This window comes from Rosistilla oblonga, from assembly GCF_007751715.1.
In the GTDB taxonomy this organism is placed as follows: Bacteria; Planctomycetota; Planctomycetia; order Pirellulales; family Pirellulaceae; genus Rosistilla; species Rosistilla oblonga.
In genome coordinates, this window is the sequence record NZ_CP036292.1 from 6,386,502 (window position 1) to 6,398,515 (window position 12,014).

Below are 12,014 nucleotides of genomic sequence, written 5' to 3' on the forward strand. Positions count from 1 at the left end.
CAGAGGATTCGGTATTTGTGATTAGTAAATAATACGGGGCACGGTACATGACACAGCAATCTGTCAACATGCAGCTCCAATCAATCAGGTTCACGGTTGCGATACAGGGGCAGTGTAGGTGCTGCTTTCTTGAACGGGGAGCGTTTGTTGCATCGCGGGGGCCAGCGGTTCGTAAACCGGCTCCTGCATGCAACCCTCTTCGTTGATGCTGTCGACACGTGGCACTTCGATGTAGCCCTTGAAGTACAGTTCGGTATCCGATGGGACCGTCGTATCGACTCCCGGTCCACCCGGCATCACTTCGTGTGGATCCATCGCATCGACCAGTTCCGGCGTTACGGTGACTAGCAATTCGATTTCGTTTTCGACCGATTCCACATGGCGAAACAACGTTCCAATCCAGGGAACCGAGATCAGGAACGGAGGTCCCGTCGAGATCGTTTCGGTGCGAGTCTGCAACAGACCCGCGATCGCATAGGTTTGTCCGGCTTGCATCTCGACAGCGGTTTCGACATAACGTTGCCGAATCGCGGGAACGGTGAAGCCATTCAACGCGACGCCATTGGCATCGTCGCGTTCGCTAACCTCGGGGCGAATCTCCAATCGGACACGTCCTGGGCCGACCAAAAACGGCAGGAAGTCGACGCTAGTACCAAATTCTTCAAACGTCACCGTCGATCCACCCTGACCATCGGGCGCAATGATCGGGAATTTACCGCCGACGATAAACCGACTCGGCCGACCGTGTGTGGCGACGACGGTTGGTTCGGCCAAGATCTTGGCGCAATTGTTCTGTTGTAAAGCTCGGATCAGGAAGTCCAGCGATTCGCCGTTGCGGAGCAGACCGACCCGCGCATTGGGCGCTCCGGTTGCCACGACGCTACCGATCGAAGACTTCAACGCATCGACGGTTCCATTGATGCCGAAGGCAAACACGCTAGTCGAATTGGCGGTACCCCAGTCGAGCCCGAGGTCGCGAAGCTTGGTCCGCGAGACCTCCATGACTTTGGTGTGCAACAGAATCGTCTGCACGCCAACAACCTTGATGTTATTGACGACCTTTGGATAAAACTGTTCGGCCACCGCCATCACGCGATCGATGTCGTCGGTATCGGTTACCGTACCGTCGATCACCGCGCCGGTCGGCAGCGGCGTGATCCGTAGACTAGCGTAGGGGAACTGAGCCTGCATGACAGTGCTCAGCTCGCGAGCGTCGCCGGTCACGATCACATCGACTGTATATAAAGTGTCGTCGACATCCCACAGATTCAACTGAGTGACACCAGCGGCTTGAGCGGAGATTTGAACCTGATTGGGCGCCACCGGATTGGCAATCAGGATCTCTTCGTTTTGAACCTGAAAACGAGGGACGACCTTTTCGAGCTTCAAGATCCGGCTCGAATTGACGATCATCTCCAACCGCTGCGTCGGCTGCGAGACGGCGTAGGTTACCGCAGAAGAAGACGATCGCGACGACGCGGCATAGGCGTCGACCGATTGTGCAAGTGCAGGCGCGCTGTTTCCAACAACACATGCGACGATCATCATGATATGGGAGGGTGAAACACCCGCCATGGTCTGCTTGAACATACCTGCGCATCCTTGCGATAGGTTCTAACGAACAATTATTTCTTTAGCATGTCAGCCGGTAAACGATCCTTCGTTTCTGGCTAACGCGCTCGATTAATTCGATATGCTTCGTTGACAGTGCTGCTGTCTCCCGCATCGACTTGGGGAACGCTAGCCGCTCCGGGAAGTCCCGAACTTGCATCAGGTGCAACCGCGCCAGCATCCGCCGCGGACGTCCCCGCCCCCAGCTGTGCATCGTTTGGCGCGTGCTCCTGAATCAACTCCATCGTCTGCGTTCCCTTGTTCCATCGAAATAATCGATAGCCCTTGGGAGTTAACATCTTGATGATCTCACCACCTGGCTTCTCGACCAACACCTCGGTAGGCTTTGTCTCTACCTGACCAAGTCGGCGTTCTTCAGCATAGTCATCGAGCCATTTCATGAATTCTATGCCAGCCGCATTTGGAGTGTTCGGATTAACCGGTTCATTCGGATTTCCCAACGTCAGCTGTAGCGACCCAACCTTCTTGGCCCAGTTCCAAACCCGTTCGTCCTCTTGCTTGATCAGCAACAAGATCGAACTGACCGGGCCACGTTTGGCTTTCTCTTCGGTCTCGCGACTGGTTCGCCCATCGACGGCGAAGATCTTCACGTTGCGAAACACGTCGCGGTGTGTCGTTTCCGGCACGATATCGCTCTTCTCAAAGAACCCGATCACGTTGATCCGGTCCCCCGGTTCGATCAGGTTGGCGATCCCTGGATCGCTGCCGATGCTATACGTAACGACGGTGTGCCCCGGCGGAATCCCGACGGTCGCCCGTTCGGTCGCGTCGACCACCTTTTGTTTCAGAATCGCTTCGCCCGCATAGATGTGCTGCTTGGCGTATTTGTTTTCGATCGCCGTGACATCGGTGATCGCCCCCTCGGGCGTCTTTCCGGCCGGCCATTTCTCTAACATGATGTTGTCCGCCGCGATCTTCGCGTTCGATGGGATATCCATCGATGCGACCAAGATCTCGACCATCTTTGTCGGCTGCGCTTCGCTGCCGCTCATCACGACCTGGCTGATTCCAACCGACGCAATCATTCCGCAACCCAGCGCGATTGCGAGCAGTATGACAGATTTGTTTCGCATGATATTGGACGCCTTGGGCGTGGCTGAAAAGCCGCACGAGTCACAATGCCGTCCCGGCTCGGAACCCGACAACGTTTAGTTTTTTGATCCCATCGAACGCTTCAAAAGCGTTCCGTTCACCTGGCGTGGTATCACGCCCAGTGTCTACTCCATTGGCAGTTCGGGTGGGTCCGCTTCAGCATTTTCCAATCGAGTCGCATAAACCAACCTTTTGGAAAACTACGCACACCCGTTGCGAGCCGAACGACCAATCGCGTCAAAACTCCCCGAGCTGGAATTTTTGGGACAAGAGGTAAGATCGGAACATTCCGCACAACCTCTCCAAACGATCATCGGGAGTCCTTAAAGACAACCCCGATGACCAGCCCAACGCAGCTTGAATTTGCTAGCACGTTCGCTTAAACGAACATCCCTGCGTAAGCAAAATACAAAATTGATCCGATTGCCATCGGAATTCCGTATGGCAACAGCTTCATCGTCGGTTTTCGCTCTCGCGCGATCGCCGCTAGCTTCTCTGGATTGCGGATCGTGACGAACTCTTGAATGATCTGATGGAACATCGCGTAGTGCTTGAACCAGTTGCCGCTCATCGCGATCATGATCACGGCGATGATCCCGCCGACGACCGTCGTCCAGACAAACGCCCACCAGGCGGTCGAAGCACCCATCCAGGCGCCCAGGCCAGCCAACAACTTCACGTCGCCAGCTCCCATGCCGCCAACGGCACGCACAACCAACAACAGCATCATGCCAACAAAAGTTCCTAACAGACTGTATCCCAGTCCGTTCCATCCGCTGGCCATCGCGGCGTATACCCATCCCGAAATGATGAACGGGTAGGTCAACCAATTTGGGACCTTCAAGATCATCCCGTCGATCACGGCCGCCACGATCATCACGACGGCAACCAGCCAGACGTGCCAGTTGTACATCAGAGATTCGATCAGTGTATTTGTATCCATCGTCTTCTATTCCCCCCGGAATCGATATTCTGTTTATTGCGACCGCAGCGCCCTAGGCTATCTCAGCGCGTTAGCGTCCCAAGGAAAACCAGCTGAACATGGCCATCACAATCGTGATGACATAGCACGCGATTTGCCATGCATGTTGGGCGGCGTCGACCGGCAGCAGCGGATAGTTCATAGTGTTTCGTTCTTAAGTTGAAAAATCGCCGGTCACACACGGCGGCCTCAAACAGGCCACCGTGCGCTCCGACGAATCGACTCGTATTGACGCTGGGTAACCCCAGCCGGCAATTACAGGTTGTCGGCGATCTTGGTGAACTGGCTGTTCGCCTTGGTTCCGATCGTCTTCACTGTGCTCAAGCACACAACGATGATCAATGCCATCATGACGGCGTACTCAACCGCGGTTGGTCCGTCTTCTTCCTTCAAGAAATTAACTACTTTTTCGGTGAACTTCTTCATCGTGTCTTCCCCTACCAGGTAGTAACTTGCGTTACTGGAAACAAACAGTTGGTTGCACCACCGCGGTGCAATCCTCTGCAGCCTCAATCTCCTAACACCATAGGTAGCAGTGGGGCAGGACAATCAACAAGCATCGCTCGCTGACTTACCCTCTGCGCCATTGGCAGTCCGGCAATCCCAAAGGACCCGTAACTTTGCGCCCCGCCCTTTCGAACGGTTTGCCTTTTTCAAGGGAGCGTTGGCCGGCTGGACGCGTTTAATGCTTCCGCATCACGCCCAGCAACGAATCGATCTGATTCGCTCTACAGGGAAAGTACGACACAATTCGGCTCAGTCAAAAAGAAACGATCGGGTAGTTTGCAAGGCCTCGACTAACAAACCGACCGACCAAGGGGCTCGATCGCCTGTGGATGGCCACACACAAAACCCAAAATGCCCTACATCTCGCATCCAATCGTTACAACCAACACACGCTGGCGGCCGAAGCGAACCAAAATAGAGACATTCACTGATCGCTGGTCCAACGCAATAAAAGCAAGTCGGGGAAGCAGGGCGTCAAGCGCCCTGTGGGAATTCCCCTGACAGCGTTCCAGCTGTAGCGATGCTGCCGGTCGTCCGGTTGAAAGCAACCGGAAACTCACGTCGCAGCAGAGAAAGAAGTGGCTGCCGCCGGCCGTTTTAAACCGCGCTCAGCTCTTTGACCATCTCGACCAACGCGATCACGTTTTCGACAGGCGTCTGTTGGAACACACCGTGGCCAAGGTTAAAGATATGACCAGGCCGCCCGCCCGCTTGCTGCAGCACCATCGCCGCCCGCTCTTTGATCAATTCGGGCGTTCCCAACAAAACGGCAGGCTCCAGATTGCCTTGCACCGGCCGGTCGGCACCGATCATCTTCCAGGCGGCATCGAGATCGATCCGCCAATCGACGCCGACGACCGTCCGCCGATCACCTCGCATCAACGGCAACAGCATCGGATTGCCGGTTCCGAAGTTGATCACCGGTACGCTCGGGTCGACTCCTTCGAAGATGTGCCGCATGTGTGGCAACACGAACTGCTTGTAATCGTTGGTCGACAGGCAACCGACCCAGCTGTCGAACAATTGAACACAGTTGGCTCCGGCGGCGATCTGTTCGTTCAAATAGAGCACGATCGCTCGCGACAACCGGCTCATCAACGCATTCCAAGCCCCAGGATCGGTGTACATCAATTGCTTGGTATTGGTGTAGGCGCGGCTGCCGCCCCCCTCGATCGCATAACTGGCAAGCGTGAATGGGGAACCCGAGAACCCGATCACTGGGATCTCGTCGGGCATGTCGGCTCGCGTTTGCCGAACGGTATCATAAACGAACTGCATGCTGCCCGGTTCGTCCAACTCTTTCACGCGATCGACTTGCGCCCCGCCGCGAATCGGATTGTGGATCACCGGGCCGTCTCCCTTGACGAACTCCAGGTCGAAGCCGAGTGGTTCCAGGATCGGCAACAGATCCGAGAAGATGATCGCCGCGTCGACCCCCAGCTTGTCGACAGCGGTGCACATCACTTCGCTGCACAGCTGAGGATTTTTGCACAGATCCAGGAAGCTGGTCTTGGCTCGGACCTCGCGATATTCGGCCATGTAGCGTCCGGCTTGACGCATCAACCAAATCGGCGTCCGCTCGGTTGGTTCTCCTCGGCAAGCTTTCAAAAACAAGCTCTGCTGCCACGCCGGTCCAGTCGTCTCTGCTGCGTTCATCGGTAACTCATCGTGTATTGGCATCATCTGAATGGTATGCCGATTGGTATGGATCTCGCCCGCTCGGCGAGCGGTGTCGACAACGAGATGTCCCATCTTGGGATGCTCAGGTTCCAGATCGACACGAATCTCCGACTCCTCCAGCATCTGGCTGGTCGTCGGGCCAATCGACGCAACCACCATCCGCTTCAGCCCCTGCCGCAATTCGTTGACCAATTTCAGCTCTTCGGCACAGCGCAGCAGGTTCACCGCTTGGTGAGCACTTGTGAACATCACCACATCGCGCTGCCCCGACGCCAACGCTCGCACGTTCTGTCGCAGCAAAGTCTGGTCTTCCGGGAAATCCCACGCATACGGACGAACCGGAAAAACCGTCGCTCCCCGCGCTTCCAAGCCCGCGATCAAACTGGTGTTCGTGACGCCGTATTCCTGCAGCCCGACATTCTGATTGACCAGCGAGACGTTTTCGTCGAGCGTCGTCAACAACTCTCGCCACGTGTTCGGCTCGGGAACCCGATGCGTCGGCTTCAGCCCCACTTCTTTCATCGCCGCGACCGGCTTGGGACCGCGACAAACGGTCACGATGTCCGACAGCGAATCCAAAAACTTCTGGTTGTCCAGATGCTTCTCCGTCGCTCGCAACAGATGCCGGAACCCAACGCCGGTCGTCAAGATCACGACGCCGATCTGTCCCGTCATCACCTTGTAGGCAAAATCGATCGCGTCGCGATTTGGTTCGATCGGAACCTCGCGCATCGAGGGACTGACAAACGCAACGCCGCCATGCTTTTCGATCATCCGCTTCAGATCGTCAGCCCGGCGGCTTTCGAGTGCTGCAACGCGCAGGCCGCCAAAATCTGGTTTTCGATCCGTCATGGGAATTTCGCCTTCCGCTGGTATATCGCGATTCGGTGGGGGACAAACCAGTTTGTCTTACCCCGTTACTGCAGCATTGCATAGAGGATCAGATTAATTCCAATCTTGGCCGCGTCCACCGTGTCGTAGCCGGCGCACTGAATCCCGCCTTGATTTTCCAACGCGCAACTGAGATCAAACGGAGAGAAGAAGACGCAATCGCGATCGTCCTGCCGCATCACTTCGATTAACGGCGCGCCGACCTTCTGGCTGACCACGATCCCCGACTCTCCTTCGACCGGCTTCCGCAGCGTCACCGACGACAGGTTGTATCCGCGGAACCGCGACGTAAACGCCTCGTGATCGGCAGCCAATGGCGACAGCGGAACGCCCGGCAACACAAGCTGCATCTCGCGGCGGAACGACTGAGTGAATTCGTCGTTGCCGCAGATCGCTCCCGCAAAAATGGTCCCGCCGCCGGTCAAGAAATCGTGGAGCACGTTCCGCTGGGCTTCGGTCAGCGTGAAACTGTAGCGACCGTGCATAAAGACGATGCTATAATCCTGCAACGTCTTGGCATCGAAGCCGGCCATCTCGGCCGGGCTGGCGATCTCGGTGGCAACCTGCCGCCGCATCCATTCCATCAAGTTCGGTAGCGCTCGCGGCGCTTCGTCCCCACCGGCGCCGATCTCCAATTGAGGAACGATCAACGTATTCCGCGGCGACATCGCCAGATCGGTCTGCGGCACCAAGACGGTCTGTCCGTCCAGCTTGTCCCGCAACCGGCGTCCGGTCGCATAAGCGATCACGTTTTGCCCCAAGTGCGCCGCCGTTTCGATCGCCGGTTTCCAACGGTCCGGCAATTCGCGGCGTCCCGTCGGATCGCTCAGCTCCCACAAACAGGCCAGCGAAACCGGACTGTAGACGATGCTGGTCCGGCAGCACGCCTGAACGCCATACAACCAGAAGTTGTCCGGCATCTTGGTCGGCTTCAAACGATACTCCGCATGCCAGATCGGATGATCGACCGGCAGCTTCTCCAACGGCGCATCGAACAACTCCTCGACCAACTGCCGTAGCGATTGTTCGAACTCGCGGCTCGGCTGGCATCCGCTGGCCGCTGTTGCTTGAGCGAAGATGAAGCCCCCCTGCTCGACATACTGTTTCAGCACATCGCGTTGTTGTGCCGTCGTCACAAGCGGCCCGCTGCCGCTGATAAACAAGACGGGCGACTTCAGCAGTTCCTCGACCGACGCACCAGCCAGTTGAACCGTTTGCCATGTCAGATCCTGCTGCCACTTGCGTTCCACGTGATGCGTCAACTGACGCAGCGCGTCGGGATGCCAGTTCCAATCGGATGCCACGCCGTGTTGCAAGCGGCTGATCACCACCTGCCGCTTCCCCTTGGCAAGGAACAGCAGCGCGAACGACGTGCCGACCGTGGGAATACTGTCGTCGTGCCCGACGCCGCGCCAAAAGCCTTCGAAACCATCCTGACGTTTCAGTAGATATTCAGCTCCTTCGCGATACCAATCGTGCCCACCGATCAATCGATGTCCAGTCAAACGACCGACGCGTTCCAACGCATAAAGATAATACAGCCCATGCACCCGCACGCCTGGATTCGCCGACACAAGAAAATTCTTCCCCAACCAGTCCAAGCCCGCTTGGATCGGATCGCGCTCGTCGATGTCGGCTCCGCAGCACTGGATCATCCCTTTTTCGATCCTCGCCTGGCTCTTGCCCGTTCGCCCGCGAGTGATCACCAGCGATGCGATCCCGGCGCACGTCATGCTTCCGCTGGCGGGAGCCCCTTTTGCGGTGGAGGAATAGGTCCAGCCTCCCTGACGCTGCTGGCGACGCAGCCAATAGTCTTCGGCGATCTCGAACACTTCCTTCGAAACCGCCACGCCCCGTTCCTCCGCAGCGCTTAGCGCCAGCAGAGCGAACTGCGAATTCGAGGGATCGCCGTTTCCTTGCCCTGTCTGATACGGCCATCCGCCCGGTTGCATCGGACCGTCGTCGCGGCGGATCATCAAATTTTCCAGCAGCCGCACGTTGGTCAGGATCGTCGCCAGATCGCGAGCCTGCCGCGCCTGGCAAAAGACCATCGTCTGCAGCGAGATCGAATAGGTCCGCTTCGGTTCGCATTGGCGCAAGTAGTCCAACGCGCGAGCGACCGCCGGATCGTTGTGATCCAGGCCACAGTTCAACAGCGCCAAGGTGCACAGCGCCGACAGCCCGCAGCTCTGATTCGTATACTCCTGCCAACCGCCGGTCTCCGCCGACTGCTGCTTCTTCAAAAACGCAACGCCTCGATCGATCGCGTGCTGGACCGCTTCGGCGGTGACCTGAGCCGACGCCGCGGATACCCAGCTCCACGCGACACAAACCAAGACAACCAAGCGGATCTTCGAAGTGGAACGGAACCGGTTCATTGGATAGACAGTTTCTTTTTGCACCGCGTGACGGGCGTGACGACGTCACGTTTCACCCTCCACTAACTTATCCGCACCGCTGGGGTGCGCGATAGGCTGGTGAGTTCCCTGCGATCATCCGCCGCTAGCATGGCTGCGGTTCGTTGCCTCGCACCGCGGCCAATCCGAGACGCTCAAGACGCCCAGTCGGGGTTCGGCTGTTGATGCACCGTCGGCTGGTCATTCCCTTGCAGAGCGTGAACCTTCTCGGCAAACGAGTCGACGTTTTCCTGGCCGACCAACGGGTGCAGATTCACCCGGTGGGTGATGCTTCCGCCAGCGGGAATCGTCGCCACGCGGCCGCGTTCCCCTTCGAAGCTGCGGGGATTGGGGAAATTGGTGGCAGGTTCGAGCCCCGTGACGTAACCGTCTTCGTGCGCCGCGGTATTCTTCCAAACGATGAAATAGGGCAGGGTGCTCGTATCATAAGAAAGGCCAAAGCCTTGTTGGCCGCCGGGGGACTGCAGCATCATCGCCGTCGATCCCGCTGCGTCGGACTTCACCCGGAACAGATGCACCTGTTCCTGATATCCCGACTTCGGGCCGGGATACCGATCCCAGGTCGGGATGTCGCTGGCGGCGTGATCGTTCCGCGGCGACAGCTCTTCGTATGCTAGCAACAACTTCGCCCCCTCCTCCAGGACTGGGGCCCCGACATTAATATGATACAGCATCTGCGTTTCGGCCGGCTGCGAGCCGTGGTTGCTCACGGTGTCTTCGATCTCGATCTCGCGACCACCGGGGGCGACGGAGACCCGCGTGGTCAGCGTTAAGTTATTGAAAAACAGTCGCTTTTCGTGCGTTTCTCCCGCGACGACGCATCGTCCCTCGACCTCCTCCGACCACACCCGCTCTGCCGGAGTGTTAGCGATCCGGCCGTGCAGCGGGTACCGCAACCGGCCCGATTCCTCGAATTCGGGAGCTCCATTGCTGACCAGACCACATCGGACCAGCAGTTCATCAAATCCTTCCAGCCATCCGATCCCGCCCGGATCGTGGACGGGAACCAGCGACGGATGGACGGGGCCATCGACGGGCGAGTTCCATTTGAAGGGGATTCCATCGCAAATCACTTGCCAAATCGCCATCCCGCGGGTCGGCAACAGGGTCACCTGCATCGGTCCGGTGTCGATCTGCACGACCTCGATCCCCGCACCGCGCCCGCTAGCGATCGTGCCGTACTTCAGTGCGACCTGCCCCTCGGCCGACTCCATCGCGGCCAAGCAGCCTTCGCCCGGCGGATGCCAATCGATCGCGGGGAGCGTGCGGGGGGCTGCGGGATTCTGAAAATCGGTTGCCATACGGGGCCTCGAGCAGGTGAAAGGGGGTGATTTTTTGTCGATCTTTTGTTGCATCACGAATGATCGAATCGCCGACACTGACTTGTTTCAGGCGTCGATGCCGAATAAAACATCGTGCGCCGGTCTGACCGCCTTATTGGATGGGTCACCGGCAGAATATCAACAGGTTATCTCATTAGGACACCACGAAAAATGCCTCAAATTAGCCTCGACGAAGGATTGGTCAAATCGGACAACGTCGCATCAATCTTGGATTCGGCAATGAACGCAGGCGGTGGACTGCTGCGTTTAACACCCACTTGGGTGCCTCGATCCTTCCTTCAACCGGGGCGCCGGATCAAGCTGCACCCGAGCGATTATTATCGCTTCGGCGCCGATCGCGGTGGCATCGATGAACGCTGGTTCGGCAGCACTACCGAAGCTGCCAACGAGGGACGCGTCTGGCACGAAGGACTCAGCTTCTGCCTGCACGAAGGGCAAAAGTTCCTGCTCAAAGATGCCGTTGCCGAAGCGGGCGACCGCTTGATCGGTAAAGACATGTTCGCGAAGTACGATCGCTGGCCAGTCTACAGCAAGTTCTTCGACAACATGGGCCCGATCCCGCACCACATGCACCAGAGCCAAGAAGATGCGGAACTGGTCGGCCAGGAAGGTAAGCCCGAGAGCTATTACTTCCCGCCACAATTGAACAACGTCGACAACAACTTTGCCTACACCTTCATGGGCCTCGAACCAGGCACCACCAAGGACCAAGTTCGCAAGTGCTTGGAAAACTGGAACGAAGGGGACAACGGAATCCTCGACCTCTCGCGCGCCCACCGCCTGAAGCGCGGCACCGGCTGGTTGATCCCGCCAGGCGTTCTGCATGCTCCCGGTTCGCTGTGCACCTACGAACCTCAGTGGGGCAGCGACGTGTTTGGCATGTTCCAATCGATCGTCGAAGGCCGCTACGTGCCATGGTCGCTGCTGGTCAAGGACATGCCCGAAGACAAGCACCAAGACCTCGACTTCATCATCGGTCAACTCGACTGGGAAAAGAACGTCGACACGCACTTCAAGGAATCGAACTACCTGGAGCCGATCGTCGACACCGACCGCAGCGGCGACGGGTACGAAGACCTGTGGATCGTCTACGGCCGCGTCGATGGCAAACAATTGTTCAGCGCGAAAGAGCTGACGATTCAACCTGGCAAGAAGTGCACGCTACAGGAACCGGGTGCCAGCAGCTGGATCACGATGCAGGGCAAGGGGAAGATGGGCAGCTTGAACCTGCAAACGCCAGCTTCGATTCGCTTCGGCGAAAATACCGAAGACGAAATCTTCATCTCGTACGAAGCTGCCAACGCCGGCGTTGTGATCGAGAACACCGGCAGCGAGCCACTTGTTGGCCTGCGCTACTTCGGCCCCGATGTGCATCCGAATCTGCCGCTGCACGGCGGATCGAAATAGCACGCCGCATCCGGTTTGCCGCCAGCCGAAGTCAAAGGATTTCGGCTGGCCTCGGCAATCGTC

At 57.7% G+C, this 12,014-nt stretch carries 8 protein-coding genes and 1 riboswitch; of the genes, 1 reads left to right on the forward strand and 7 read right to left on the reverse strand.

The annotated features are described in order from the left end of the window. Positions 1–90 precede the first annotated feature (90 nt). The 7 genes from CA51_RS22460 to CA51_RS22490 all read right to left on the reverse strand — a co-directional run bounded on the left by CA51_RS22460 (position 91) and on the right by CA51_RS22490 (position 10,502). Entirely contained in the window at positions 91–1,590 is a 1,500-nt protein-coding gene (locus CA51_RS22460; RefSeq protein ID WP_145123385.1) for a type II and III secretion system protein family protein, read from the reverse strand. 80 nt (positions 1,591–1,670) lie between these two features. Next, the gene (gene cpaB / locus CA51_RS22465; protein WP_145123386.1) at positions 1,671–2,705 is read right to left on the reverse strand and encodes a Flp pilus assembly protein CpaB; all 1,035 of its coding nucleotides are present in this window, start codon (positions 2,703–2,705) and stop codon (positions 1,671–1,673) included. A 398-nt stretch (positions 2,706–3,103) separates the two neighbouring features. Next, on the reverse strand, positions 3,104–3,667 hold the full coding sequence (locus CA51_RS22470) for an A24 family peptidase (RefSeq protein ID WP_145123387.1): 564 nt from the start codon (positions 3,665–3,667) through the stop codon (positions 3,104–3,106). A 294-nt stretch (positions 3,668–3,961) separates the two neighbouring features. Then, positions 3,962–4,132, reverse strand: coding sequence for a Flp family type IVb pilin (locus tag CA51_RS22475; RefSeq protein WP_145123388.1), 171 nt, complete (start codon positions 4,130–4,132; stop codon positions 3,962–3,964). A 159-nt stretch (positions 4,133–4,291) separates the two neighbouring features. Beyond that, positions 4,292–4,365, reverse strand: a riboswitch (cyclic di-GMP riboswitch). Positions 4,366–4,810: 445 nt separating this feature from the next. Further along, entirely contained in the window at positions 4,811–6,745 is a 1,935-nt protein-coding gene (gene hemE / locus CA51_RS22480; protein ID WP_145123389.1) for a uroporphyrinogen decarboxylase, read from the reverse strand. A gap of 65 nt (positions 6,746–6,810) precedes the next feature. Next, positions 6,811–9,162 carry a DUF4159 domain-containing protein gene (locus CA51_RS22485; RefSeq protein ID WP_145123390.1) on the reverse strand — a complete coding sequence of 784 codons (2,352 nt, stop codon included), beginning with the start codon at positions 9,160–9,162 and terminating at the stop codon, positions 6,811–6,813. Between the two features lie 173 nt (positions 9,163–9,335). Further along, positions 9,336–10,502, reverse strand: coding sequence for an aldose 1-epimerase family protein (locus tag CA51_RS22490; protein WP_197451399.1), 1,167 nt, complete (start codon positions 10,500–10,502; stop codon positions 9,336–9,338). Positions 10,503–10,694: 192 nt separating this feature from the next. Between CA51_RS22490 and CA51_RS22495 the strand changes: the two genes are divergently transcribed. Further along, positions 10,695–11,951, forward strand: a complete 1,257-nt coding sequence (locus tag CA51_RS22495; RefSeq protein ID WP_145123392.1) for a cupin domain-containing protein — start codon at positions 10,695–10,697, stop codon at positions 11,949–11,951. The last annotated feature ends 63 nt before the right edge of the window (positions 11,952–12,014 follow it).